Source organism: Streptomyces yokosukanensis (assembly GCF_001514035.1).
GTDB lineage: Bacteria > Actinomycetota > Actinomycetes > Streptomycetales > Streptomycetaceae > Streptomyces > Streptomyces yokosukanensis.
The window spans coordinates 57,939-82,690 of the sequence record NZ_KQ948206.1 but is presented as its reverse complement, the minus strand read 5'-3'; the positions used below and the strand labels follow the sequence as shown (position 1 = coordinate 82,690).

The window sequence follows — 24,752 nt, the reverse complement described above, 5'->3', positions numbered from 1 at the left end:
GCCTACCAGCGGAACGTCCGCATGCGCATCGCGTGGCGCAGCCGGGCGGCCTTGGCGCGTCGCGGCTGGACCCGGGCGCGCAACGCACGGGCCTCGGCGAGGTCCCGCAGGAATTGGGCGCGGCGGCGGCGCCGCTCGGCGTCCGTCTCGGGGATGTCGCCGCCGCTCTGCGCGGGCTCGCCGGTGTCTGCGCAGCCTTCGGCGTTCCCGGGCGCGTTGTCAGGCAGGTCGGGCACGTCTCACCACCCCAGTCCGTCCCTCCCACTTTCCCTCGTTCGGGCGGTTTGACGCCAGCACCAGGGGGTGCGCGGCGCAGGTACCGTTATGGGCATGCGTCTCCACGTCGTCGACCACCCCCTGGTCGCCCACAAGCTCTCCACGCTGCGCGACCAGCGCACCGACTCCGCGACCTTCCGCCGGCTCGCCGACGAACTGGTCACCCTGCTCGCCTACGAGGCCACGCGGGACGTGCGCACCGAGGCCGTCGACATCCAGACCCCGGTCGCGCGGACGACCGGCGTCAAGCTGGCCCGCCCGCGCCCGCTGGTCGTGCCGATCCTGCGCGCCGGTCTCGGCATGCTGGACGGCATGGTCCGGCTGCTGCCGACCGCCGAGGTCGGCTTCCTGGGCATGATCCGCAACGAGGAGACGCTGCAGGCCTCCACGTACGCCTCGCGCATGCCGGAGGACCTCTCGGGCCGCCAGGTGTACGTCCTGGACCCGATGCTGGCCACCGGCGGCACGCTGGTCGCGGCGATCCAGGAGCTGATCAAGCGCGGCGCGGACGATGTGACCGCCGTGGTGCTGCTGGCCGCTCCCGAGGGCGTCGAGCTGATGGAGCGGGAGCTGGCGGGGACGCCGGTGACCGTCGTGACGGCGGCGGTGGACGACCACCTCAACGAGCACGGGTACATCATCCCGGGGCTGGGGGACGCGGGGGACCGGCTCTACGGGGCCGCCGAGTAGTTCTCCGCGCCTGCGGGGCCCGCCGGGCCCGCCCCCGCTCGTCAGCAGCTCTTCTTCGTGGACGGCGCCGGCGCCGGCGCGGTCAGGGCCGTCAGTGCCTGCTGCGCCGCCGCCGGCCGGGCCAGGCCCTTGTAGCCGTCGCCGATGACGAGGTCGAGGTCGGTGCCCTTGCGGGGGTCGGTGCGCTGCTCGGCACCGGCCAGCTCGGTGCCGAGGACCGCCAGTGAGGTGCGCTGCGCGGCGGCCGGGCCGAGGAGCACCCCGGTGCTCTTCACCTTCTTGTCGAACTCTTTGCTCGCGTTGCCCACGTTGCCGATCTTGAAGCCGCGTTTCCTCAGCTCGTCCGCGGTGTCCTTGGCGAGCCCGGTGCGGGCGGTGGCGTTGTAGACGTTCACGGTGATGTCGCCGGGCTTGGGCAGGGCCGTGCCCCGGGCGACCGCCTGCGCCTTGGTCCGGCAGTCCTCCTTGGTGCCGGAGGCCGCCGCCGTCGTGCTGGTGTCGCCGGTGAAGACGTCGATGAGCTGCAGGGTGCCCCAGCCGACCAGGCCGAGCACGGCGACGGACGCCACCACGGCGGCTGCGAGCCTGCCGCGTCGGCGCGGCGGACGCATCCGAGGGTATTTGTCCCCCGTGATCCGGTACTGGCCGCCCATGCCGGGGGGAGTCAGCATGCTCATGGGCGCAGCGTAGTGCGCCCGAGCGACGATGCCTATTAGATGATCAGTCGATGCCGCTCAGCGAACCCGAAAGGGTCAAGGCTGACAGCCGCGTCGCGCCGGGTCAGTCGAGTTCGAGCACGCGGGCGTGCAGCACCTGGCGCTGCTGGAGGGCGGCGCGGACCGCGCGGTGCAGCCCGTCCTCCAGATAGAGGTCGCCCTGCCACTTCACGACATGTGCGAAGAGGTCGCCGTAGAACGTCGAGTCCTCCGCCAGCAGGGTCTCCAGGTCGAGCTGCTGTTTGGTGGTCACGAGCTGATCGAGGCGGACCGGGCGCGGCGCGACGTCCGCCCACTGCCGGGTGCTTTCCCGGCCGTGGTCGGGGTACGGCCGGCCGTTTCCGATGCGCTTGAAGATCACACGGAAAGCCTACCGGTCAAGACGTTCCGGGCGCAGCCATGGCGGCGGAGTGCAACGCTTGAAAAGATGCCGCAAAAGGGTCATACGTGCTGCTACCGGGAGCAGGGGGCCGAGATGAGTGACAGCGAGACCGGGCCGCCCGCCGCTCCCGAGAGCGCCGCCGCGCTCCCCGCCGAGGCACGGAGGATCGCCTCCGGGTACGCCTTCGCGGGCCCCGCCCTGGACCTGGGCGCCCTGCTCTGGGACGGCGTCTGCCACCCGGACGCCCCGGTGCGCATCCCGCTCCCCGTGCTCAACCGGCACGGTCTGGTCGCGGGCGCCACCGGCACCGGCAAGACCAAGACCCTGCAGCTGATCGCCGAGCAGCTCTCGGCGCAGGGCGTGCCGGTGTTCCTCGCGGACATCAAGGGCGACCTGTCCGGGATCGCCCGTCCGGGGCAGGCGAGCGACCGGGTGGGCGCCCGGGCCGCCGACGTGGGCCAGGAGTGGACCCCGGCCGGCTTCCCGGCGGAGTTCTTCGCGCTCGGCGGCCAGGGTCACGGCATCCCGGTGCGGGCCACGGTCACCAGCTTCGGCCCGGTGCTGCTGTCCAAGGTGCTCGGGCTGAACCGGACCCAGGAGCAGTCCCTCGGGCTGATCTTCCACTACGCCGACACCAAGGGCCTGGAACTGATCGACCTCAAGGACCTGCGCGCGGTCGTCGCGTTCCTCACCTCCGACGAGGGCAAGGCCGAGCTGAAGAACGTCGGCGGGCTGTCCACCGCGACGGCCGGGGTGATCCTGCGCTCCCTGACGGCCTTCGAGGCGCAGGGCATGGCGGACTTCTTCGGGGAGCCGGAGTTCGACACGGCGGATTTCCTCCGTACGGCCGAGGGCGGGCGCGGGATCGTCTCGGTCCTCGAACTCCCGGCGGTGCAGGACAGGCCGCAGCTGTTCTCCACCTTCCTGATGTGGCTGCTGGCGGATCTCTTCCACGACCTGCCCGAGATCGGCGACGCCGACAGGCCGAAGCTGGTGTTCTTCTTCGACGAGGCCCATCTGCTGTTCGACGACGCCTCCAAGGCGTTCCTGGACTCCATCACGCAGACGGTCCGGCTGATCCGCTCCAAGGGCGTCGGCGTCTTCTTCGTCACCCAGACCCCGAAGGACGTGCCCGGTGACGTCCTCGCCCAGCTCGGCAACCGCGTCCAGCACGCCCTGCGCGCCTTCACCCCCGAGGACCAGAAGGCGCTGAAGGCGACCGTGCAGACCTTCCCCAGGTCGGCGTACGACCTGGAGGAACTGCTCACCGTCCTCGGCACCGGTGAGGCCGTGGTGACCGTGCTCGGCGAGAGCGGCGCCCCGACCCCGGTCGCCGCCGTCCGGCTGCGGGCGCCGGAGTCCCTGATGGGCCCGGTGGACGGGGCCGAACTGGACGGGGCGGTGCGCGCGTCCGCGCTCCACGACCGTTATGCACAGGCTGTGGACCGCGAGTCGGCGTACGAGAGGCTGAGCGCCCGGCCGGAGCCGGAGTCCGCCCCGGTGGCGAGGCCGCCCAAGGCGGAGCCGTCACTGGTCGAACAGGTCGTGGGCAGCGGGATGTTCCGGTCCCTGGCCCGTTCGGTCGGCACCCAGCTCGGCCGCGAGATCACCCGCTCCCTGTTCGGCACGGCCCGGCGGAGACGGTAGCCCGTCCCCGCCGGTGCCGCGGTCAGCGGTCGCGCTCCTCGGGCGTCCGCTGCGGTTCTTCCTTCTGCTCCGGCCGGGGTGCGGAGGCACGCCTGGCCTCCGCGCGCAGCAGGGCGCGCAGGACGGCGTAGGGATCGACGGGCATGGCTGTGCTCCTTGCGTCTGACTGACCTGGTGCGGGGGGACGCGGGTCGGTCAGCAGCGCAGGACCACCGTGCGCAGCAGATGCGCGGTGTACGGCACGCGCGGCGTGCCGGGGCAGGCGTGGGCGGACGGCTGCCGGGCGGGCTCCGGGTCGGGCAGGGGCGAGGGGCGCACGGGCGCGTCGGCCTGGTGGACGGTGTGGGCGGGCGGCCGTACGAGCGTGTCGAGGGCGTCGTGCTCGAAGGCCTCGGCCGACAGGCCCAGTGCGGGGGCCGCCTGGGCCTGCGCGTGGACGCAGGGCACCCACAGGGCGAGGAGCAGCACGAACACCCGCAGCCAGGTGCGGCTGCGGGGGAGGCCCGCGTTCCTGCTCACGGCAGGTGTCTCCCCCGCACGGGAGGCCGGTGCAGCACATCGGGCCCGAGAACCGCCCGCGCGGCGTACGTGCGGGGCGCTGGGTTGACGGCGGTGTTCACAGCGACTGCGGGACCTGCTTGGCCCGGCTGCGGATGCTGAACGCGGTGACGATCTCGGTGATGCCCACGACGACCAGCCAGATGCCGGCGACGAGGGTCAGCACGCCGACCGACCGGAACGGCGAGTCGATGAGCACGATGCCGGCGATGAAGGTGAGGACCCCGAGGAAGATCTGCCAACCCCGGCCGGGCATCCGGGAGTCCTGGAGGGCGGCCAGGGTCTGGGTGATCCCGCGGATCAGCCAGCCGATGCCGATCCACAGGGCGAGCAGCAGGATCGACTGCATGGGGCCGCGGAAGCAGAACAGGCCGAGCAGGATCGAGACGGCGCCGCTGATGAAGGCCAGCACGCGCAGCGAGGTCCTCATGTGCGTGCCGAAGGCGGAGGCCAGCTGGAAGATGCCGCTGATGACGAGGTAGACGCCGAAGAGGACGCCGGCGGCGAGCAGCGAGGCGCCGGGCCAGACGAGCACCAGGACGCCGAGGATCAGCGAGGCGATCCCGGTGGCCAGGACCACCTGCCAGGCGGCTTTGGACAGAGCGTGCAGAGGGCCCTCGAAGGGCGGCTCGGGCTCGTTCCGGCCGCCCGGCGGCACACTCGTGCGGACGTTCCGGTCGTCGTGCTCACGGCCCTGGTTCGAGCCGCCGTTCGGTGCCTCGGTCATGGTCCATGCTGTGAGCGGCGGGGGTGGCCGTGCCATCGGAGAGGGCTGTCCGGGTGAGGCCGGCGGAGCGGGGGAGCGGCACTATCTGGCGGAGGACTTCGCCTTCGCCGCCGCCTTCATCTCCTGCTTGTGCGCGCGCACCTTGGCCAGTGACTCGGGACCGGTGATGTCGGCGACGGACCGGAAGGACTCCGGCTCGCCGTACGCGCCCGCCGCCTCCCGCCAGCCCGTGGGCGTGACCCCGAGCTGCTTGCCGAGCAGGGCGAGGAAGATCTGTGCCTTCTGCTTGCCGAACCCGGGCAGCTCCTCCAGGCGCTTTCGCAGCTCGGCGCCGCTGCCGACGCCCCGCCAGACCCCTTCCGCGTCCCCGTCGTAGTGCTCGACGAGGTACTGGCACAGCTGCTGGATGCGCTTGGCCATCGAGCCCGGGTAGCGGTGCACGGCCGGCTTCTCGGAGAGCAGCCCGGCGAAGGCCTCCGGGTCCGCCGCCGCGATGTCGTGCGCGTCGAGATCCCCGGTGGCTCCGGCGCCGAGCCGGTCGGCGATGGTCCGGGGGCCCTTGAACGCCCACTCCATCGGGACCTGCTGGTCGAGCAGCATGCCCACCAGCGCGGCGAGCGGCGAGCGTCCGAGCAGCGCGTCGGCCTCGGGGTCCTGGGCGAGGTGCAGGGTGACGTCCATGCGTCGATGATCGCCCGGCCTCCCGTACCGCGCAGCCGGGGGCCGACGGCGTGGCGTACGATTCCCCACCAAGAACTTAGGCAAGGCTAACCTAAAGTAAAGTGGGGCTTCCGGGTGAGCACCGAGACATACCGCGACGCCTGGGGCATCCCCCATCTGCGCGCCTCCAGCGTCCTCGACCTGGCCCGCGCCCAGGGCCGGGTGACCGCCCTGGACCGTGCCTGGCAACTGGAGGTCGAGCGCCACCGCGCCCAGGGCACCTCGGCCTCGTTCCTCGGCGCCGACGCCCTGTCCTGGGACGTCCTCGCCCGCCGGGCCCGCATCGAGGACACCGCCCGCCGCTGTTTCGCCGCGCTGGAACGCCGGGACCCCGCGACGGCCGAATGGGTCCGCGCCTACGCCGCCGGTGTCGACGAGGGCCTGCCCCGAGGCGCCCGCCGCGCCCCGGAGTTCTCCCGCACCGGCCTCGTCCCCGGCCGCTGGGAGCCCTGGACCCCGCTCGGCGTCTGGCTCGCCACCCACATCCTGTTCGCCGGCTTCCCCGCCAAGCTCTGGCGCGAGCAGGCGACACGGCACCTCGGCCCGGACGCGGTCGGCCTGTTCGCCACCGACGGCCCCGGCACCGCCGGCAGCAACGGCTGGCTCGTCTCCGGCTCCCGCACCGCCACCGGACACGCCCTGATCGCCGGCGACCCGCACCGCTTCATCGAGGATCCCGGCGTCTACCAGCAGATCCGCCTCTCCTGCCCCGAGTTCGACGTCGTCGGCCTCGCCGTGCCCGGCGTCCCCGGCATCGCCCACTTCGGCCACACCGGCACCGTCGCCTGGGCCATCACCCATGCCATGGCCGACTACCAGGACCTGTACCGCGAACGCCTGCGGCGCACCGGCGCGGGGATCCAGGCGCTCGGCCCGGACGGCCGCTGGCACCGGGTCGAGCGGCACACGGAGAAGGTGGAGATCGCGGGAGAACCCCCGATCGAGATCGAGTTGATCGAAACCCCACGGGGCCCGGTGATCGCGGGCGGCCCGGAAGGCCTGGAGGCGGGACTCTCCCCGGAGCCGTCCCCGATGCCGTCCCCGAAGCCGTCGTACGACCCGCACGTCCCCGGCGACGAGAGCCGCACGAGCGGTCCGGGCGGGGGCGGAGTCCCGGCCGAGGCCGAGGCACTGGCCCTGCGCTACCCGCCCCGCGTCACGGAAGACCTCGGCTTCAGCGCCCTGCTCCCCCTCCTCCGCGCCCGCACCGTCGCCGACCTCGACCAGGCCCTGCACCTGTGGGCCGAGCCCGTCAACGTGGTCCAGGCGGCCGACACCGCCGGAGGCACCCTGCACCGCGTCGCCGGCCGCGTCCCCGTCCGCTCCCGGGCCAACCGTCTGCACCCCGTCCCCGCCTGGCTCCCCGGCCACGCATGGCAGGGCACGCACGAGACGCCGTACGCCGACCCCGAACCCGCCGACGGCATCGCGGTGATGGCCAACCAGCGCGGTCTCGCCGCCCCCCTCGGCGTCGAGTTCGCCCCGCCGCACCGCGCCGACCGCATCCGTGACCTCCTCGACGCGCGCCGCACCTGGACCGCCGACGCCATGCCGGCGATCCACACCGACACCCACCTCGCCTCCGCCGCGCCCCTGCTCGACCACCTCGCCGCCCTCGACCGCCTCACCCCCGAGGCGGACCGCCTGCGCGAGCGCCTGCTCGCCTGGAACCGCCGCATGGACGCCGACAGCACCGACGCCGCCCTCTACGCGGCGGTGCGCGGCGCGGTCGTGCGCCGGCTCGCCGCGCACCCGGTGTTCGCCCCGCTCACCGAGCCCCCGGCCTACCCGGAGGTCCTGCTGCCCTGGCTGGCCCTCGTCCCGCGCATCGGCTACGCCCTCGAACACCTGCTGCGCGCCGAGGAGTTGTACGGCATCGACCGCCCGGCCGCCGTACGTGCGGCGCTGGAGGAGGTGGCCGCCGCACCCCCGTCCGGCACCTGGTCCGACACCCATCGCCTCGCCCCCTGGCGCGCGGTGCCCGGGGAGCCGTACGACGAGCCCGGACTCGCCGGAGACCACGACTGCGTGCTGTGCACCTCCGCCGTCCCCGGCGTCACCGACCGCGCACCGCGCGGCCCGGCCGCCCGCTACGTCTGGGACCTCGCCGACCGCGACAACAGCCGCTGGGTCGTGCCCTTCGGCGCCGACGGCGTCCCGGGCTCGCCCCACCACCGCGACCAACTCGCCTTGTGGCGCAAGGGGGAACTGGCCCCCGTCATCACCGACTGGACCCTGCTGACCCTGCTGGAACGCACCGAGGAGACCCGATGACCGACCCCCGCACCCCCCTCTTCGAACAGCACGCCCCGGGGCTCGGCACCGTCCGTATCCGCCCCCTCGACCCGGCGGCCGACGCGGACGTCCTCCACCGCTGGGTGAGCGAGGAACGCGCCGTCTTCTGGGGCATGACCGGCCTCACCCGGGACGAGGTCGCCGAGATCTACACCCACATGGCCGGCCTCGACACCCACCACGCCTTCCTCGTCACCCGGGACGGGGCCCCGGCCGCCCTGCTGCAGACGTACGAGCCGGCCGCGGACCGGGTCGGCGAGTGCTACGACGTACTCCCCGGCGACCTCGGCGTCCACGTCCTGCTCGCCCCCGCCGGCCCCGACGGCCCGCGCCCCGGCTGGACGTCCGCGCTGCTGGCCGCGATGACGACATACGCGCTGCGCACCCCGGACCGGCGCCGGCTCGTGGTCGACCCCGACGTCCGCAACACCAGGGCGATCGCCCGCTTCGCGCGCGAGGGCTTCGTCCGCGGCCCGGCGGTCGTCCTGCCCGAGGTGGACCTGCCGGACGTCCATCTGCCGAAGAAGCACGCCCAACTCGCCTTCCTGGAGCGGACGGTGGCGCCGCCGAGGCCCTAGCCTTTCCCGGGTGACGACGACGCCCGAAGAGCTGATCGCCCATTACGGACTCGAACCCCTGCCCCGCGAAGGCGGCCTGTACCGGCGCACCTGGGTGGGGCCCGCGCGCCCGGACGGCCGCCCCGCGGGCTCCGCCATCGTCGTCCTGCTCACCGCCGACGACTACTCCGCCCTGCACCGCCTGCCCACCGACGAGATCTGGCACTTCTACCTCGGCGACCCGCTCCACCTCCTGCTGCTCGATCCCGACGGCACCACCCGCACCGCCGTCCTCGGCCCGGCCCCGCTCTGCGGCCAGCACGTGCAGCTGACCGTGCCGGCCGGCACCTGGATGGGCGCGCGGACCGCCCCGGGCGGTGCCTGGACGCTCTTCGGCACCACGATGGCCCCCGGATTCACCGACGCGGACTACGAACACGGCGACGCACGCGAACTGACGGCGCGCTACCCCCGCGAGGCCGCCCGCATCACGGAACTGTGCCGCCCATGAACCTTCTCGACAGACAGACCGCCCTGGTGACCGGCGCCGGCGGCGGCATCGGCCGCGCCATCGCGCTGCGCTTCGCCGAACAGGGCGCGGCGGTCGCCCTGCACTGCCGTACGGCGGTGCGGGCGGCCGAGGACGCGGCGGACCGCATCCGGGAGTCGGGCGGCGAGGCCGTCGTGCTCCAGGCGGACCTCACGGACGAGGCCGCCTACCACCGCCTGGTCCGGGAGGTGACGGACTGGTCCGGCGGCCGGCTCACCGCCCTCGTCAACAACGCGGCCGTCCAGCCCGTGCAGCCCCTGCCCGCGATGACGGCGGACGAGTGGCGGACGGTCGTCGACACCGACCTCACCAGCGTCTTCGCCTGCACCCAGGCCGCCGTCGCCGCCATGCGGGCGCCCGGCGGCGGCACCGTCACCCACATCGCCTCCATCGAGGCCGCCCACCCCGCACCCGGCCACGCCCACTACAGCGCGGCCAAGGCGGCGGTGGTCATGCACGCCCGCGCGGCCGCGCTGGAGTACGGGCCCGACGGCATCCGCGTCAACACCGTCTCGCCCGGCCTGATCGACCGGGAGGGCCTCGCGCAGGCCTGGCCGGACGGCGTACGCCGCTGGCTGGCCGCCGCCCCGACCGGCCGCCTGGGCCGCCCCGAGGACGTGGCCGACGCCTGCGTCTTCCTCGCCTCGCCCCTCGCGAGCTGGATCACCGGCCACGACCTGACCGTGGACGGCGGCATCTCGGCCCGCCCCACCTGGTGAGCAACACGGCCGATCTCTGCGTACGTATACGGAGGCCGGAGGAAGGCACGGGGCGGGGAGAGGGGACGAGGTGCTGCTGCGCGACCGACACCGACACCCGCGACGGCGGCCCGGACGGCCACGGCGGCTGCCCCTGCGCCGCCTGCCCCCGCTCCGGCGGCCATGGCGGCCGATCCTGGTCTGCGCGGGCCTGCTCCTCCTCCTGCTCGGCACGGCGGCCCCCGCGTCGGCCCACGCGGCCCTGCGCGCCACCGACCCCGGCGACGGAACCGTCCTCAGGTCCGCGCCGCGGCAGGTGACCCTGACGTTCACCGAGTCGGTCGGCCTGCTCACCGACTCCTTCCGCGTCTACGACCCCCGCAACCGCCGCCTGCGCACGGGCCCCGCCGAGCACGCCCCCGGCGGTCCGGCCACCGCCCGCGTCACCCTGCCCGCCGAACTCGCCACCGGCACCTACACGGTCGCCTGGCGGGTGGTGTCGGCCGACAGCCACCCGGTGTCCGGCGCGCTGACCTTCTCGGTCGGCCATCGCACCGCGACGACGGCGGCCCCGGCCCCCGAGGACACCGAGAACCCGGCAACCGCGGCCCTGTACAACATCGCCCGCTGGCTCGCCTACCTCGCCGTGGCCCTGCTCCTCGGCACCGCCGCGTTCGTCGCGTACTGCCGCCCGCCCAAGACGGCTCCCCTGCGCACTCCCGTCCTGTCCGCCGCCTGGGCCCTGGTGGCCTCGACGGCGGTCCTGTTCGTGTTGCGCGCGCCGTACGAGGAGGGCACGTCACCGCTGCGGTTCCTCTCCCCCGGCTCCCTCGCCCGTACGGCGACGACCCGCCCCGGCGCGCTCCTGCTCGCCCGGCTGGCGCTGCTCCTCCTGGCCGGCGCCGGCGCGGCCCTGCTGCGGGCCCGCCGCAGAAGGCTCCCGCGCCGCATCACGCTGGCCGTGGCAGCGGCCCTCGCCCTCCCCCTGGCCCTGACCTGGACGGCCGCCGAACACGCCTCGGCGGGCATCCAGGTCCCACTGGCGATCGCCTCCGCCACCCTCCACCTGCTCGCCATGGCGGCCTGGCTCGGCGGCCTGGCGGCCCTGCTGCGCACGCTCCGGCGCACCTCCCTCGCGACGGTGGCCCGCTTCTCCCGCCTCGCCCTCGCCTCGGTGACGGTCCTCGTCGTGACCGGTGTCTACCAGTCCTGGCGGGGCCTCGGCTCCTGGCAGGCGCTCACGGACACGACGTACGGCCGCACCCTGCTGGCCAAGCTGGCGGCGGTCACCGCGCTCCTGCTGGCGGCGGCCTGCTCCCGCGCGTGGACGACCCGCGCCGCGAAGACCCGGGCGACGGCCTCGGCTCCCCCCGCCCGCGTCCCCGAACCGGCGACCGGCCCCCCGCTCCCGCCGGAACCGCTCCCCCCGCCCGCGCTCCCGCACCCGCCCTTCGAGACCCTGCGCCGTTCGGTGCTGGCGGAGGCGGCCGTCGGCGTGGTGGTCCTCGCCCTGACGACCCTGCTGACCAGCACGGTGCCCGGCCGCGCGGCCACCGAGGCGACCCGCACCGAGGCCCCGACGGCCAGCGTCCCGACCGCCTCCGTCACCACGATCCCCTTCGCCCTCGGCACCCCCGGCGGCCACGGCAAGGTCCAGATCACCCTGGACCCGGGCCGCGTGGGCCGGACCTCCGTCCAGGCGGTCGTCTACGGCCCCGACGGCGGCCTGTCCACGGTCCCCGAACTCCGGATCACCCTCACCCTCCGCGCCCAGCGGATCGGCCCCCTCGACACCAAGGTCACCGACCGCGGCGGCTACTGGGCCACCGACTCCTTCGACCTCCCCCTCCCGGGAACCTGGACGATGAAGGCGACGGTACGGGTGTCGGAACTGGACCAGGTGACGGTGTCGGCACCGGTGCGGGTGGCGCGGTAGACCTCACCCGGTGAGGAAATCCGGCGCGCCCGGATACGTCGAAGGCCCCGACCGGCGAACCGGTCGGGGCCTTCCACTGCCCTGTTGGGCTGAGGCGGAGGATACGAGATTCGAACTCGTGAGGGGTTGCCCCCAACACGCTTTCCAAGCGTGCGCCCTAGGCCTCTAGGCGAATCCTCCGCCGGAAACATTACATGACCGAGGGGAGTGCTCGCGAACCCGTTCCCGCAGGCCCGGATCGGGTGTGGCCGCGGCGAGTGATCGGGTACTGAATGCGGGCCGCGATCGGGTACTGTGGGCCGCAGCCCCTCACGTGGCGCTATCTGACTGAACTCCCCCAGGGCCGGAAGGCAGCAAGGGTAGGTCGGCTCTGGCGGGTGCGTGGGGGGCCCTTGTTTTCCCGGGTTGTCAGTGGGCGCCTATAACCTCGTATGCGTGTCGTCTCTCGCGCTGTACCGCCGCTATCGCCCGGAGACCTTTGCCGAGGTCATCGGGCAGGAGCATGTCACCGACCCGCTGCAGCAGGCGCTGCGGAACAACCGGGTCAATCACGCGTACCTGTTCAGCGGTCCGCGCGGCTGTGGCAAGACGACCAGCGCGCGCATCCTCGCCCGCTGTCTCAACTGTGAGCAGGGTCCCACCCCGACCCCCTGCGGCGAGTGCCAGTCCTGCCAGGACCTCGCTCGCAACGGGCCGGGTTCGATCGACGTCATCGAGATCGACGCGGCCTCCCACGGAGGCGTGGACGACGCCCGTGAGCTGCGCGAGAAGGCCTTCTTCGGCCCCGCGAGCAGCCGCTACAAGATCTACATCATCGACGAGGCCCACATGGTCACGTCGGCCGGCTTCAACGCGCTGCTGAAGGTCGTCGAGGAGCCGCCGGAGCATCTGAAGTTCATCTTCGCCACGACCGAGCCCGAGAAGGTCATCGGCACCATCCGGTCCCGGACCCATCACTACCCCTTCCGGCTGGTCCCGCCCGGCACCCTGCGGGAGTACCTCGGCGAGGTGTGCCAGAAGGAGGACATCCCGGTCGAGGACGGTGTGCTCCCGCTCGTCGTGCGCGCCGGAGCCGGCTCCGTGCGTGACTCCATGTCCGTCATGGACCAGCTCCTCGCCGGCGCCGGTGCGGACGGTGTGACATACGTCATGGCCACCTCCCTCCTCGGCTACACCGACGGCTCGCTTCTCGACTCCGTCGTCGAGTCCTTCGCCACCGGTGACGGGGCCGCCGCCTTCGAGGTCGTCGACCGCATCATCGAGGGCGGCAACGACCCGCGCCGCTTCGTCGCCGACCTGCTGGAGCGGCTGCGCGACCTGGTGATCCTCGCCGCCGTTCCGGACGCCGTGGAGAAGGGGCTCTTCGACGCCCCGGCCGACGTCCTGGAGCGCATGCAGGCCCAGGCCTCCACCTTCGGCGCCGCCGAGCTGAGCCGCGCCGCCGACCTCGTCAACGCAGGCCTGACGGAGATGCGCGGCGCCACCTCGCCCCGCCTCCAGCTGGAGCTGATCTGCGCGCGCGTGCTGCTCCCCGCCGCCTACGGAGACGAGCGGTCGGTGATGGCCCGTCTGGACCGCCTGGAGCGCGGCGTCAACTTCTCGGGCGGCGGCGGTGCCCCGGCCATGGGGTACGTCCCCGGGCCCGAGGCCCACGGCGGTGCTGCCCCCCAGCCCCCCGTACCGCAGGGCGGCGGCCCGGCCGCGGCCCGCGCGGCCGTTCGCGCCCCCAGCGGCCCGGCGGCCGGCGGGGACGGGGGCGTCGGTGGTCCCGGTGGTGTCGGCGGTCAGGCTCCGGCCGGTCCCGCTCCCACGGTTCCCTCGGCCCCGTCGGCTCCGCAGGCACCCGCCCCCGCACCCGCACCCGCACCCGCGCAGGCCCCGGCAGCGGCCGCTCCGGCGGCCCCCGCCGCCCAGGCTCCGGCCCCGGCCGGTCCTTCGGCCGCCGCCCCCGCCGCTGCTGCCGCTCCCGGTGCGTGGCCGACCGCCGTTGCCGCCGGTAGCGGCCGGCGTCCCGGCGGCTGGCCCACGGCTGCCGCTCCGGCCGGTGCTCAGCAGAGCCAGGCTCCCGCCCAGCCGCAGCACCAGGCGAGCCCCGACCCGGTGGCTCCCGCGCCCTCCGCGCCCCCTGTCGCCGCCGCGCCGCCCGCGGCCGCTCCGGCGGGCGGCCTCGACCCCCGCATGCTCTGGCCGAACATCCTGGAGGCGGTCAAGAACCGCCGCCGCTTCACCTGGATCCTGCTCAGCCAGAACGCCCAGGTGGCGGGCTTCGACGGCACGACCCTCCAGCTCGGCTTCGTCAACGCCGGTGCCCGCGACAACTTCTCCGGCAGCGGCAGTGAGGACGTGCTGCGGGCGGCGCTCGCCGAGCAGTTCAACGTGCAGTGGAAGATCGAGGCGGTCATCGACCCGTCCGGCGGTGGCTCCGCGCCCCCGCCCGCCGCAGGCTCGGGCTTCGGCGGCGGAGGGGGAGGCGGTTACGGCGGCGCCCCTGCGGCCCCCCGGCCCACGGCTCCCCAGCCGGCCGCCCCGCAACCTCCCGCGTCCCCGCAGCCCGGCCCCGCTGCCTCCGCACCCGCACCTGCGGCTCCCCGGCCCGCGGCGGCCCCGGAGCCGCCCCCCGTCGCCCCCGAGGACGACATCCCGGAGGACGACGACCCCGATCTGGACGAGTCGGCCCTGTCCGGCCACGAACTGATCGTGCGGGAGCTGGGAGCGACGGTGGTGGAGGAGTTCTCCAACGAGTGACGAGTGACGAGTGACGAGTGACGGCGAGGAGCGATGAAGGGCCGCGGAGCTGGAGAACCGAGGAGCTGAAGGGGCTGACCGGGCTTTGGAGGAAAGTCCGAGAAACCCGGCCCCCGGCTTTCGGTGACCTTGCCATTAGGCTGACCCCCGTGAAGGTCCTCGTCATCGGCAGCGGCGCCCGCGAACACGCCCTGTGCCACTCCCTGTCCCTCGACCCCGACGTCACCGCGCTGCACTGCGCCCCCGGCAACGCAGGCATCGCCGAGGTCGCCGAGCTGCACGCGGTCGACGCGCTCGACGGCCGCGCGGTCGCCGAGCTGGCCACCGGTCTCCGTGCCGACCTGGTCGTCGTCGGCCCGGAGGCCCCGCTGGTCGCCGGTGTGGCCGACGCCGTCCGCGCGGTGGGCATCCCGGTGTTCGGCCCGTCGCGGGAGGCCGCGCAGCTGGAGGGCTCCAAGGCCTTCGCCAAGGACGTCATGGCGGCGGCCGGGGTACCGACCGCCCGCTCCTACGTGTGCACGACCGCCGAGGAGGCCGCCGAGGCCCTCGACGCCTTCGGCGCCCCCTATGTGGTCAAGGACGACGGACTCGCCGCGGGCAAGGGCGTGGTCGTCACCTCCGACCTGGACGCCGCCGAGCGGCATGCCGCCGGCTGCGACCGGGTGGTCGTCGAGGAGTTCCTCGACGGCCCCGAGGTGTCCCTCTTCGCGATCACCGACGGCGAGACGGTCGTACCGCTGCAGCCCGCCCAGGACTTCAAGCGCGCCCTGGACGGCGACGAGGGCCCGAACACCGGTGGCATGGGCGCCTACTCGCCGCTGCCGTGGGCCGAGCCGAAGCTCGTCGACGAGGTGCTGGAGAAGGTTCTGCGGCCGACCGTGGACGAGCTGCGCCGCCGCGGCACCCCCTTCTCCGGTCTGCTCTACGCCGGTCTGGCGATCACGAGCCGCGGTGTCCGGGTGATCGAGTTCAACGCCCGCTTCGGCGACCCGGAGACGCAGGTCGTGCTGGCCCGGCTGCGGACCCCGCTGGCCGGTGTCCTGCTCGCCGCCGCCAACGGCACCCTGGCCGATCTGCCGCCCCTGCGCTGGCGCGAGGACGCGGCCGTCACCGTCGTCGTCGCCTCGCACAACTACCCCGGCACCCCGCGCACCGGTGACCCCATCACCGGTCTGGACGAGGTGGCCGCGCAGGACGGCCCGCACGCCTACGTCCTGCACGCCGGGACGAAGCGGGACGGCGACGCGGTCGTCAGCGCGGGTGGGCGCGTGCTGTCCGTCACGGCCACCGGCAAGGACCTGACCGAGGCTCGCGAGCGGGCGTACCGGGCGGTGGGCCGGATCCGACTGGACGGCTCCCAGCACCGCACCGACATCGCCGCGAAGGCGGCGCAGGAGGCCGGCGTCTGACGTGCGCCTCCCGCGCGCCCGGCCTGCGTTCGACCTGTCTCCGACTTGTCTCCGGCCTGTCTCCGCTCCGCCGCTGATCGACCTCTGACCTGCTCTCCTGTCGCCAGGAAGGCTTTCGGGCCCCGGACCTCAGATCCGGGGCCTGATCTTTGCTGTCTGTCACCCACCTCTGACCAAAGCCATTCCATCGAGTGAGCAATCGTCTATATGGCTGACGAGGGCCGGGGCCCCAACTAGGGTGCCGCGCAAGCGTTCCGGCACTTGGCCCACCGGCATTGCGATGTCAGTGGCGGGTGCCACAGTGGGGGAGTGAGCACCACCAGGACAGCATGGCTTCGGCGGCGAGGGGGTGAGGGCGGGACGTGAGCGGAATCGGTGCGGAGGCGGGCGCGCAGGCCGCGCGCTCCCGGGCCCTTGCCGTACTGCGGGTCAGGGGCCGGGCGCTGGCCGTGGCCCTGCTGCCCGCTGCAGCCGCGGTGATCCTGCTGACCGGCGGTTCCACCGGCCATTTCGTCGGCGGGGGCTGGGACGCCGCCCGCTGGGCCGTGGGCGTGCTCGCCGTGCTGGTGCTGCTGGCCGCCGCCGGTGTCGCCCTCGTCGTGGCGCGGGCCCGCCCGGCCGTCGTCCCGACGGTGCCGATCGCCGAGGCGTCCGCCCCGGATCTGTACCGCATGGTGCGCGACCTCGCCGACCGGCTGGACGTGCCGGCGCCCTCGGCGATAGCGCTCACCCCGGACTGCGACAGCTGGCTGGAGGACCGCGCGCACGCGGCCCACGGCCCGCCCCCGCGGCCCGCGCCCGACGAGATAGCGGGTCCGGGCCGCCGCCGCGTCCCCGTCGCCCCGGTGCTCGTCATCGGCTCCCCGTTCCTGTGGTGGATGCGCGTCGGCGAACTGCGCGCGGTCCTCGCCCCGGTCATCGCCGGTACAGGCCCTTCGGCGCACCCGGACATAGCCGCCGCCCGGCGCTTTGTGCGCGGCCTGGACGCGGCGGTCGCGGTCGCCGCGGCGCCGGGCCGCCGTCCGCTGACCCGCGCCGGGTGCGCGGCACTCGGCTGGGTGGTCCGGCCGCTGCTGCGCGGCTGTCGGGAGCACGCGACGCAGATGGAGCGCGGGGTCGCCGCCGCGGCGGCCGAGCGGGCCCAGGCGGTGGACTACGGCCTGCGGATCGTCGCCCAGGAGCAGGTCGGCCTCGCCTACGCCGGCTGGGACCGGCTGCTGACCAGGGTGGCGCTGCCCGCCTGGCGCATGGGCCGCTGGCCGGCCCGGCTGGACGCGGGCGTGGTGGCGGCGCTCACCGAGTTGTCCCGGCGCGACCGCCTGGCCGAGGGCTTCACGTCCCGGCTCGGCGAGCGCCCCGCCTGTGACCTGCTGGAGGAGCCCGGCGCGGTGGACGAGGCCGCCTCGCTGCTCGCCGCGCGCCTCTTCCACGGCGGCCCGGCGGAGTCCGGTCCGGACTGGGCGCCGGTGGACTGGCCGGCGTATCCGGAGGAGGTCGTGGACCGCACCTGGCGCGCCGACGCGGCCCGCCTGCACCGCGTCCTGGACTCCCTGGGCGTCCGCCCCTCCCTCGACCCCGCAGCCCCCGACCCGGGCGGCCCCACCCTGGCGCGCGTCCTGGACCACCTCACCGAGCCCGCCGACCGAGCCCACCAGGACGGCTGCGACCCCACGGCCGACACCGCCCGGCTCCTCGACGCAGCACCGCATTCCGGCCAAGGCGCCCACGCCGCCGCAGCCGATGTCGGGATCCACGGGATCGATGAGATCCACGAGATCGATGAGATCTACGAGGGTGACGATGCGGACGAAGACGCGGACACCGACCCCGGGACGGAACGCAGTGTGGCCCTGGCCGCCGGGCTGAGCGCCGAGCTGGCCCGTGAGGAGGCCGGCGCGCCGAAGGTCGGCGCGACCGCCACCGGCCAGAGTCCCGAGAGCGCCCTGTGGGACGACGGCGGACTGCCGCTCTTCCCGCTGCAGCCTCCGCGCACCGCCCGCGAGCTGCTCACCGAGCACGTCACGGCGATGGTGTGCTGTGCGGCCGTCGACACGGCCGGCGCGGTGCCCGCCCTGGACTGGCTGGACGGCCCCTCCCTGCTGCTCGGCGGCGAGCGTGCGGCCGACCTCACGTCCAAGGTGCTCAGCCTGATCGAGGAGGGAGACCCGGGCCCGCTGCGTGACTGGCTGGCCGCATCCGGGATACGTCCCGAGAAGCCGGTTCGGCTCGTTTAACGGGAGTCCTGTCTTCCACTTCAGGTCAATTCGCAACGACTAGTGACCGAGCCCGTGCGTTATGTGATGTGCTGGGGAGCGACCACGCACGTGGCAAAGGCGTGCGACATACGACAGCACTGCCGAGCACGGCGCACATCACCGAGCACAGTGCGCACCACCGGGCACCGCGCGCACCACCGGGCACCGCGAGCACCACCGAGCACGGCGAGCACCACCGAGACAGGACGACACGGGGGCTGAGGGAGGGGAGCGACCATGGCCTCGGACCACATTCGCCGCTGGGAATCAGGAGCGCTCGCGCACGCCGTCACCGACCCCTTCGGCCAGGGCCCGGTGCCCTGGCTGCGCGGCAGCGAGACCTACTTCGACGACACGGGCCATGTCGTGCCCTGGTACGTCGAACCGAGCCCGCAGCAGGTCGCCGACGGCAGGCGCCGGGTGCCCGCGCAGCGTTCGGCGGGCACCGGCCCCCGCTCGGCCGACGACGTGCACTGCCAGATCAAGGGCTTCGCCTCCACCGGTGCCGTCACGCCCGGCGAGGCGATCGACTTCCACATCACGGTCGATCCGCCCCAGGAGTTCAGTGTCGACATCTACCGGATCGGCCACTACAGCGGCGACGGCGCCGCCAAGATCACCACCAGCCCGCGTCTGTCCGGCATCGTCCAGCCCCGGCCGCTCGCCGCCGACCGCACCGTCTCGTGCCACCACTGGTGGCTGTCGTGGCGTCTGCAGGTGCCCCCGCACTGGCGCATCGGCGCCTATGTGGCCGTCCTCACCACCGCCGACGGCTACCGCTCCCACGTGCCGTTCACGGTCCGCGACGACCACCCCGCCGACCTGCTCCTGCTGCTGCCGGACATCACCTGGCAGGCGTACAACCTGTATCCGGAGGACGGCCGTACCGGCGCCAGCCTCTACCACGCCTGGGACGAGAAGGGCCGGCTGCTCGGCGAGGCCGACGCGGCGACCACGATCTGCTTCGACCGCCCCTACGCGGGCGCCGGCCTGCCCCTGCACGTCGGCCACGCCTACGACTTCATCCGCTGGGCCGAGCGCTACGGCTACGACCTCGCCTACGCCGACGCCCGCGATCTGCACGCCGGCCGTGTCGATCCCACCCGCTACCGGGGCCTGGTCTTCCCCGGCCACGACGAGTACTGGTCGGTGTCGATGCGCCGGGCCGTCGAGGACGCCCGTGACCGCGGCACCTCGCTGGTCTTCCTCTCCGCCAACACCATGTACTGGCAGGTGGAGTTGGGCCCGTCGCCGTCCGGTGCCCCGGACCGGCTGCTCACCTGCCGCAAGCGCAGGGGTCCCGGGAAGCCGGTGCTGTGGCGCGAGATCGACCGGCCCGAGCAGCAGCTCGTCGGCATCCAGTACGCGGGCCGGGTGCCCGAGCCGCACCCGCTGGTCGTCCGCAACGCGGGCCACTGGCTGTGGGAGGCGACCGGCGCGCACGAGGGCGACGAGATCGAGGGCCTGGTCGCCGGCGAGGCCGACCGGTACTTCCCGCGCACCGCGCTGCCCGTGCACGAGGAGCGCATCCTGCTCGCCCACTCCCCCTACACCGACAGCGAGGGCGCTCTGCGCCACCAGGAGACCTCCCTCTACCGCGCCCCCTCCGGCGCCTGGGTCTTCGCCGCCGGAACCTTCGCCTGGTCCCCCGCCCTGGACCGCCCCGGCCATGTGGACCCCCGGATCCAGCGCGCCACCGCGAACCTGCTCGACCGCATCTGCAAACGCGACTGACCGCGAACGCCCCCCGGTCCAGCCCTCGGCGACCCCTGTCCGAAACCGATCCGCCCGATAGGGGAGAATCGAGGGCACTTGGACAGAACCACGGGGAGGAACCGTGTCCGGATTCGTAGAAAAGCCTGAGCCGATCCAGGTTCCGGGCCTGGTGCACCTGCACACCGGAAAGGTGCGCGAGCTGTACCAGAACGAGGCGGGCGACCTCGTGATGGTCGCCAGCGACCGCATGTCCGCCTACGACTGGGTGCTGCCCACGGAGATCCCCGACAAGGGCCGTGTCCTCACCCAGCTCTCCCTGTGGTGGTTCGACCAGCTGCGCGATCTGATCCCGAACCACGTCATCGGCACCGAGGTGCCCGAGGGCGCCCCCGCCGACTGGGCGGGCCGCACGCTGGTCTGCAAGCAGTTGAGGATGATCCCGGTCGAGTGCGTGGCCCGCGGCTACCTCACCGGCTCGGGCCTGCTGGAGTACGACGAGTCGCGTACGGTCTGCGGCCTCGCCCTGCCCGAAGGCCTCGTCGACGGCTCGGAGCTGCCCGCCCCGATCTTCACCCCGGCCACCAAGGCCGAGGTCGGCGAGCACGACGAGAACGTCCCGTACGAGGAGGTCGCCCGCCAGGTCGGCGCCGAGACCGCCGCCCAGCTGCGCCAGGCCACCCTCGCCGTGTACGCGCGCGCCCGGGACATCGCCCGCGACCGGGGGATCGTCCTGGCGGACACCAAGTTCGAGTTCGGCTTCGACGGGGACACGCTGGTCCTCGCCGACGAGGTCCTCACCCCGGACTCCTCCCGCTTCTGGCCGGCCGACGAGTGGCAGCCGGGCCGTACGCAGCCGTCGTACGACAAGCAGTTCGTGCGCAACTGGCTGACCTCGGCCGAGTCCGGCTGGGACCGCAGGAGCGAGCAGCCCCCGCCGCCGCTGCCCGAGGACGTCGTCCGGGCGACCCGGCAGAAGTACGTGGAGGCGTACGAGCGCCTGACGGGCCTGGGCTGGATCTGACCCGGTCCGGACACGCGAGAAGCCCCCGGCCGGAACCGGGGGCTTCTCCATGGAGCGGACGACGAGGCTCGAACTCGCGACCTCAACCTTGGCAAGGTTGCGCTCTACCAACTGAGCTACGTCCGCATTGCGCCGTGGCGCGAGAGCAACTATACCCAACCTCGCTCCCGTGCGAGACGCACTGCCGCATGACGGTTCTCCGCACCGAGCTTCGTGACGGCGGAGGAGAGGTAGTTCCGCACGGTCCCCGGTGACAGCGCGGCCCGCTCGGCGATCTCCGTGACGGGCGCCCCGTCGGCCGCCAGCTCCAGCACCTCGGCCTCCCGGGCGGTCAGCGGGGAGTCGCCGGCGGAGATCGCGTCGGCGGCCAACTCAGGGTCGACGTAGCGGTTTCCGGCGTGCACGGTGCGGATGATCTCCGCGAGCCGCTGGGCGCTGACCGTCTTCGGGACGAATCCGCGCACACCGGCCGCGAGGGCCCGTTTGAGATGGCCGGGCCGCCCGTGCCCGGTGACGATCAGCACCTGGCAGCCGGGCAGTTCGGCGCGCAGCGATGTGGCGACCTTCACACCGTCGGCGCCCGGCATCTGGAGATCCAGTACGGCCACGTCGGGTTCGTGTGCCCGCGCCATCGCCAGGGCCTCGGGTCCGCCGGCCGCCTCCGCGACGACGAGGAGATCGTCCTCCAGCGAGAGCAACGCGGCCAGCGCGCCGCGGATCAGATGCTCGTCGTCGGCGAGCAACAGCCGTACCGGAGTGCTCATGATGTGACTTCACTCACTTCCTGCTCCAGGGGCACCTCGGCCACCAGTCGGAACCGTTCCCCGGAGACGGCCCCGGCCTCCAGCGTCCCCGCCACGACGGCCAGTCGTTCCCGCAGCCCGGCGAGTCCGGAACCGCCACCGCCGTCGGGGGGCGCGGACACGCCGTCGTTCTCCACCGTCAGCACCACACGCCCCTGGAGCACCCGCAGGCACAGCGTGCAGCGTCCTGCGTCCCCGTGCCGCAGCACGTTGGTGGTGGCCTCGCGCACCACCCAGCCGAGCGCCGACTGCACGTCGGCGGGCAGTCCCGCGATCTCGGCACTGACCTCGCAGTCGATCCCGGCGGCCGTCAACACACCCTGCGCGCCCCAGAGTTCGGCCTTGAGGTCGGCTTCCCGGTAACCGCGTACGACGGCCCGCACCTCGCGCTGGGACTCCTGCGCGATGCGCTGCACCTCGATCATCTGCTCCACCGCCTCCGGCCGCCCCCGCCGGGCCAGTTGCACCGCCAGTTCGCTCTTGAGCGAGATCACGGACAGGTTCCGCCCCATCACGTCGTGCAGATCCCGCCCGAACCGCAGCCGCTCCTCGGCGACGGCGAGCCGGGCCCGGGCCTCGCGGGCCGCGTCCAGCTCGTACACGGAGTCGACCAGCCACACGGAGAAGGCGCAGGTGAGGGTGAGGAATCCGGTGCAGAGGAACACCAGGAACGCCGTGACCAGCGAGATGGGCCAGGGTGCGCCCAGGGCGAGGGCGATCACCGCCGAGCCGCAGGCGAAACCGGACACGAGCGCGAGCATGGGCCGTCGGCCCCGGAAGCCGAGCGTCAGTATGCCGCCGCCCCAGGACAGCAGGCCGCCGTAGACCGTGCCGATGGCGGTGCCGGTGCCCCGGCCGACCGGGCCGTACTGGTGCACGGCGAGCGTGGCCGCCGCCAGGGCGAACGTGACGATGCCGAGCGTCCACAGGGCCCACACCGGCCGGGCGCGCCGGCCACGCGTCCAGTCCAGGGCCAGGGAGGTGGTGACCGCGATCACCGCCGCGTGCACCACGACCGCGGCGACCAGCCAGCCGACGAGCCAGGGTTGCACTTGCCCGATCGCGGGCAGCCCGACGCCGGTGAGTTCCGCGACGGAGAGGAAGTAGAACGACCAGCGCGTGTACGTCTCCAACTGCTCCGGCCGGCTCTTGCTCCGCCACCATGCGCGCGGCCCGCTCATCCCCGTGCCCCCCTGTCACCCGCAGTGCCTCATCGCCGCGGCTCCCAACGGAACCACCGTCCTACAGCAAACACGGCCAGGATCGTCCAGGCCAGCGCGGTCGCGAGGGCGCCCAGTGCCTCGTACCCGCTCATGTGGCCGCTCCAGCCGGCGCGGACGAGCCGGATCGCCGGGGACAGCGGAAGCAGCTCGCAGAGGGAGGCGAGCGTGTCGGGCATGACCTCGGTCGGGATCGTGATCCCGGATCCGACCAGCGACAGGAACATCAGCGGCAGCGCGGTCACCTGACTGCTCTCCACGGTCCGGGTGAAGGAGGCGGTGAGCGCGGCGAGTGCGGCACTGACCACGAGCCCGGCCAGCAGGCCCGGCACGAGCAGGTACGGCGCCCTGGGGGCCCCGGTGTGCAGCAGCGCGGCGCACCCGGCGCACAGCAGCAGCGCCTGGGCGAGTCCGATGCCGACGGCGGGCAGCGCGGTGCCGACGAGGATCTCGGCGTCGGAGAGTTCACCGGTGCGCAGCCGTTTGAGGACGAGTTCCTCGCGGCGGGCGACGTAGGCGTTGACCAGCGAGCTGTAGACGGCGAAGAGGAAGGAGAAGCCGATCGCGGCCGTCAGCAGGGTGGTGCCGAGGGTCAGTCCCTGCTTCTTCAGATCCAGCTGGTCGATGGCCGGCCGCATGCTGAACGGCAGCATGAGCGGCACGGCCAGCGCCGTGAAGACGACCCCGCGGTTGCGGCCGAGCAGGGTGAGTTCGGCCCGCCCCAGCGCCCACAGCCGCCGGCTCGCCGACGTCCCCGCACCGCTCGGCGCGCCGCTCCGCGCGCCGCGCTCGGTCCCCCGCACGCCACTCACCCCACGGCTTTCGACCTTCACTCCGGCCTCACTCATGCCGCCACCCCCTGTGCCTCTTCGTGTGCGATTCCCAGGAACGCCTCCTCCAGCGAGGCGGAGCGCACCTCCAGGCCGCGCAGTTCGACTCCGGTCCGTTCGGCCCAGGCCAGTACGGCGGTTGCGGTCCGCTGCAGCTGGGTCGTCCGCAGCCGTACGACCCGGCCGGCGCTCTCGTGGTGGCAGACGCCGAGGCCGGCCAGCGGCGGCAGGTCGCCGAGGAAGTAGCCGTCGGGCAGTTCGAAGGACATCCGGGAGGGCCGGCCGGCGGTGACCTCGGCCGGGGTCCCCGAGACGGCGATACGGCCCTCGTGCAGGATGGCGAGCCGGTCGGCGAGACCCTCGGCCTCCTCCAGGTAGTGCGTGGTGAGCAGCACGGTCGTGCCCGCGTCACGCAGGGCCCGCACCAACTCCCAGGTGTCCCGGCGGCCTTCCGCGTCGAGCCCGGTCGTCGGCTCGTCGAGGAAGAGCACCTCGGGGTCGCCGAGCAGGGCGAGCGCCAGGTCGAGCCGGCGCCGCTCCCCGCCGGACAGCTGCTTGACGCGCACCTCGTGCTTGCCGGCGAGCCCGACCAGCTCCAGCACGTCGGCCTCGGGCCGCGCCCGGCTCATGCACCCGGCCCACATCCGGGCGGTCTCGGCGACGGTCAGTTCCGCCGGGAAGCCGCCCTCCTGCAGCATCACACCGGTGCGGGGCCGTACGGCGGCGCGCTCGCGGTAGGGATCGTGGCCGAGTACCCGGATCCGGCCCTCGGCGGGTGCGGCGAGGCCTTCCAAGAGTTCGACGGTCGATGTCTTGCCGGCCCCGTTCGTGCCGAGCAGGGCGAAGATCTCCCCACGGGCCACGGAGAAGGTGATTCCGCGTACGGCCTCGAACCCGCCCCCGTAGACCCGCCTGAGATCGGTGACCTCAATCACGTCTTCGTGTTCGTCGTAGTGCATGAAGCCAGCGTCCCGGCGGCCGGAGCGACTCGGCAGTGCGCG

Annotated in this window: 23 protein-coding genes, 2 tRNA genes and 1 other RNA gene; 13 read left to right on the top strand and 13 right to left on the bottom strand. The window is 73.6% G+C overall.

Translation table 11 applies throughout. The features are described 5' to 3' along the window. Positions 1-2: 2 nt before the first annotated feature. Complete coding sequence (locus AQI95_RS00385; protein ID WP_067115366.1) at positions 3-236, bottom strand: hypothetical protein; 234 nt, start codon at positions 234-236, stop codon at positions 3-5. Between the two features lie 94 nt (positions 237-330). On the opposite strand from AQI95_RS00385, the gene upp reads away from it, so the two are divergent. Beyond that, positions 331-966, top strand: a complete 636-nt coding sequence (gene upp / locus AQI95_RS00380; RefSeq protein WP_067116894.1) for a uracil phosphoribosyltransferase — start codon at positions 331-333, stop codon at positions 964-966. Between the two features lie 41 nt (positions 967-1,007). Here upp and AQI95_RS00375 read toward each other — a convergent pair whose 3' ends face one another. Then, positions 1,008-1,643, bottom strand: a complete 636-nt coding sequence (locus AQI95_RS00375; protein ID WP_079070962.1) for a LytR C-terminal domain-containing protein — start codon at positions 1,641-1,643, stop codon at positions 1,008-1,010. Between the two features lie 103 nt (positions 1,644-1,746). Next, entirely contained in the window at positions 1,747-2,043 is a 297-nt protein-coding gene (locus AQI95_RS00370; RefSeq protein WP_004943146.1) for a type II toxin-antitoxin system VapB family antitoxin, read from the bottom strand. A gap of 114 nt (positions 2,044-2,157) precedes the next feature. Between AQI95_RS00370 and AQI95_RS00365 the strand changes: the two genes are divergently transcribed. After that, positions 2,158-3,711: a helicase HerA-like domain-containing protein gene (locus AQI95_RS00365; protein ID WP_067115361.1), complete on the top strand. Its 1,554-nt coding sequence runs from the start codon at positions 2,158-2,160 to the stop codon at positions 3,709-3,711. 22 nt (positions 3,712-3,733) lie between these two features. On the opposite strand, the gene AQI95_RS49770 is transcribed toward AQI95_RS00365, so the two are convergent. The 4 genes from AQI95_RS49770 to AQI95_RS00350 form a co-directional block, all read right to left on the bottom strand. Then, complete coding sequence (locus tag AQI95_RS49770) at positions 3,734-3,856, bottom strand: hypothetical protein (RefSeq protein WP_279616989.1); 123 nt, start codon at positions 3,854-3,856, stop codon at positions 3,734-3,736. A gap of 50 nt (positions 3,857-3,906) precedes the next feature. Then, a complete protein-coding gene (locus tag AQI95_RS48250; protein ID WP_067115358.1) occupies positions 3,907-4,230 on the bottom strand; it encodes a hypothetical protein in 324 nt (107 codons plus the stop codon). A 97-nt stretch (positions 4,231-4,327) separates the two neighbouring features. Further along, positions 4,328-4,996: an HdeD family acid-resistance protein gene (locus AQI95_RS00355; RefSeq protein ID WP_067115357.1), complete on the bottom strand. Its 669-nt coding sequence runs from the start codon at positions 4,994-4,996 to the stop codon at positions 4,328-4,330. A gap of 81 nt (positions 4,997-5,077) precedes the next feature. Then, complete coding sequence (locus tag AQI95_RS00350) at positions 5,078-5,677, bottom strand: HhH-GPD-type base excision DNA repair protein (protein WP_067115353.1); 600 nt, start codon at positions 5,675-5,677, stop codon at positions 5,078-5,080. Between the two features lie 114 nt (positions 5,678-5,791). On the opposite strand from AQI95_RS00350, the gene AQI95_RS00345 reads away from it, so the two are divergent. The 5 genes from AQI95_RS00345 (at position 5,792) to AQI95_RS00325 (ending at position 11,752) form a co-directional block, all read left to right on the top strand. Continuing rightward, a complete protein-coding gene (locus AQI95_RS00345) occupies positions 5,792-7,990 on the top strand; it encodes a penicillin acylase family protein (RefSeq protein WP_067115350.1) in 2,199 nt (732 codons plus the stop codon). Beyond that, entirely contained in the window at positions 7,987-8,589 is a 603-nt protein-coding gene (locus AQI95_RS00340; protein WP_067115348.1) for a GNAT family N-acetyltransferase, read from the top strand. Before AQI95_RS00345 ends, AQI95_RS00340 begins: the two co-directional genes overlap by 4 nt. 10 nt (positions 8,590-8,599) lie before the next feature. Further along, the gene (locus AQI95_RS00335; RefSeq protein ID WP_067115346.1) at positions 8,600-9,079 is read left to right on the top strand and encodes a cupin domain-containing protein; all 480 of its coding nucleotides are present in this window, start codon (positions 8,600-8,602) and stop codon (positions 9,077-9,079) included. Then, positions 9,076-9,837, top strand: coding sequence for an SDR family NAD(P)-dependent oxidoreductase (locus AQI95_RS00330; RefSeq protein WP_067115344.1), 762 nt, complete (start codon positions 9,076-9,078; stop codon positions 9,835-9,837). Before AQI95_RS00335 ends, AQI95_RS00330 begins: the two co-directional genes overlap by 4 nt. A gap of 172 nt (positions 9,838-10,009) precedes the next feature. Next, the gene (locus tag AQI95_RS00325; RefSeq protein WP_067116890.1) at positions 10,010-11,752 is read left to right on the top strand and encodes a copper resistance CopC/CopD family protein; all 1,743 of its coding nucleotides are present in this window, start codon (positions 10,010-10,012) and stop codon (positions 11,750-11,752) included. A gap of 95 nt (positions 11,753-11,847) precedes the next feature. Here the strand turns inward: AQI95_RS00325 and AQI95_RS00320 are convergent. Then, positions 11,848-11,932 (bottom strand) — tRNA-Ser (locus AQI95_RS00320). Between the two features lie 120 nt (positions 11,933-12,052). On the opposite strand from AQI95_RS00320, the gene ffs reads away from it, so the two are divergent. The 6 genes from ffs to AQI95_RS00290 all read left to right on the top strand — a co-directional run bounded on the left by ffs (position 12,053) and on the right by AQI95_RS00290 (position 20,898). Next, positions 12,053-12,149, top strand: an RNA gene (gene ffs / locus AQI95_RS00315) — signal recognition particle sRNA small type. A gap of 38 nt (positions 12,150-12,187) precedes the next feature. Then, the gene (locus tag AQI95_RS00310; RefSeq protein WP_067115342.1) at positions 12,188-14,497 is read left to right on the top strand and encodes a DNA polymerase III subunit gamma and tau; all 2,310 of its coding nucleotides are present in this window, start codon (positions 12,188-12,190) and stop codon (positions 14,495-14,497) included. A gap of 149 nt (positions 14,498-14,646) precedes the next feature. Beyond that, entirely contained in the window at positions 14,647-15,906 is a 1,260-nt protein-coding gene (gene purD, locus AQI95_RS00305) for a phosphoribosylamine--glycine ligase (RefSeq protein WP_067115339.1), read from the top strand. Between the two features lie 362 nt (positions 15,907-16,268). Continuing rightward, the gene (locus tag AQI95_RS00300; RefSeq protein ID WP_067115336.1) at positions 16,269-18,140 is read left to right on the top strand and encodes a M48 family metalloprotease; all 1,872 of its coding nucleotides are present in this window, start codon (positions 16,269-16,271) and stop codon (positions 18,138-18,140) included. Between the two features lie 258 nt (positions 18,141-18,398). After that, positions 18,399-19,895 (top strand): N,N-dimethylformamidase beta subunit family domain-containing protein, encoded by a 1,497-nt coding sequence (locus AQI95_RS00295; protein WP_067115333.1) that lies wholly within the window; start codon positions 18,399-18,401, stop codon positions 19,893-19,895. 103 nt (positions 19,896-19,998) lie between these two features. Next, on the top strand, positions 19,999-20,898 hold the full coding sequence (locus tag AQI95_RS00290; protein ID WP_067115330.1) for a phosphoribosylaminoimidazolesuccinocarboxamide synthase: 900 nt from the start codon (positions 19,999-20,001) through the stop codon (positions 20,896-20,898). A gap of 50 nt (positions 20,899-20,948) precedes the next feature. Here AQI95_RS00290 and AQI95_RS00285 read toward each other — a convergent pair. From AQI95_RS00285 to AQI95_RS00265, 5 genes are all read right to left on the bottom strand, one after another. Then, positions 20,949-21,024: transfer RNA gene (locus tag AQI95_RS00285), tRNA-Gly, on the bottom strand. A gap of 23 nt (positions 21,025-21,047) precedes the next feature. After that, positions 21,048-21,662 (bottom strand): response regulator transcription factor, encoded by a 615-nt coding sequence (locus AQI95_RS00280; protein WP_067115327.1) that lies wholly within the window; start codon positions 21,660-21,662, stop codon positions 21,048-21,050. Next, on the bottom strand, positions 21,659-22,882 hold the full coding sequence (locus AQI95_RS00275; RefSeq protein WP_067115324.1) for a sensor histidine kinase: 1,224 nt from the start codon (positions 22,880-22,882) through the stop codon (positions 21,659-21,661). The genes AQI95_RS00280 and AQI95_RS00275 overlap by 4 nt, the downstream gene beginning before the upstream one ends. Positions 22,883-22,911: 29 nt before the next feature. Further along, positions 22,912-23,769, bottom strand: a complete 858-nt coding sequence (locus AQI95_RS00270; protein WP_079070960.1) for an ABC transporter permease — start codon at positions 23,767-23,769, stop codon at positions 22,912-22,914. Next, a complete protein-coding gene (locus AQI95_RS00265) occupies positions 23,766-24,710 on the bottom strand; it encodes an ABC transporter ATP-binding protein (protein WP_067115321.1) in 945 nt (314 codons plus the stop codon). The genes AQI95_RS00270 and AQI95_RS00265 overlap by 4 nt, the downstream gene beginning before the upstream one ends. Positions 24,711-24,752: the final 42 nt, after the last annotated feature.

What these genes read in the sequence shown, in the direction of transcription:
- upp (WP_067116894.1), top strand. Translation starts at nt 331, where the DNA reads ATGCGTCTCCACGTCGTCGACCACCCCCTGGTCGCCCACAAGCTCTCC.
- AQI95_RS00375 (WP_079070962.1), bottom strand. Translation starts at nt 1,643, where the DNA reads ATGAGCATGCTGACTCCCCCCGGCATGGGCGGCCAGTACCGGATCACG.
- AQI95_RS00365 (WP_067115361.1), top strand. Translation starts at nt 2,158, where the DNA reads ATGAGTGACAGCGAGACCGGGCCGCCCGCCGCTCCCGAGAGCGCCGCC.
- AQI95_RS49770 (WP_279616989.1), bottom strand. Translation starts at nt 3,856, where the DNA reads ATGCCCGTCGATCCCTACGCCGTCCTGCGCGCCCTGCTGCGCGCGGAG.
- AQI95_RS00355 (WP_067115357.1), bottom strand. Translation starts at nt 4,996, where the DNA reads ATGACCGAGGCACCGAACGGCGGCTCGAACCAGGGCCGTGAGCACGAC.
- AQI95_RS00350 (WP_067115353.1), bottom strand. Translation starts at nt 5,677, where the DNA reads ATGGACGTCACCCTGCACCTCGCCCAGGACCCCGAGGCCGACGCGCTG.
- AQI95_RS00340 (WP_067115348.1), top strand. Translation starts at nt 7,987, where the DNA reads ATGACCGACCCCCGCACCCCCCTCTTCGAACAGCACGCCCCGGGGCTC.
- AQI95_RS00330 (WP_067115344.1), top strand. Translation starts at nt 9,076, where the DNA reads ATGAACCTTCTCGACAGACAGACCGCCCTGGTGACCGGCGCCGGCGGC.
- AQI95_RS00295 (WP_067115333.1), top strand. Translation starts at nt 18,399, where the DNA reads ATGGCCTCGGACCACATTCGCCGCTGGGAATCAGGAGCGCTCGCGCAC.
- AQI95_RS00280 (WP_067115327.1), bottom strand. Translation starts at nt 21,662, where the DNA reads ATGAGCACTCCGGTACGGCTGTTGCTCGCCGACGACGAGCATCTGATC.
- AQI95_RS00275 (WP_067115324.1), bottom strand. Translation starts at nt 22,882, where the DNA reads ATGAGCGGGCCGCGCGCATGGTGGCGGAGCAAGAGCCGGCCGGAGCAG.
- AQI95_RS00270 (WP_079070960.1), bottom strand. Translation starts at nt 23,769, where the DNA reads ATGAGTGAGGCCGGAGTGAAGGTCGAAAGCCGTGGGGTGAGTGGCGTG.
- AQI95_RS00265 (WP_067115321.1), bottom strand. Translation starts at nt 24,710, where the DNA reads ATGCACTACGACGAACACGAAGACGTGATTGAGGTCACCGATCTCAGG.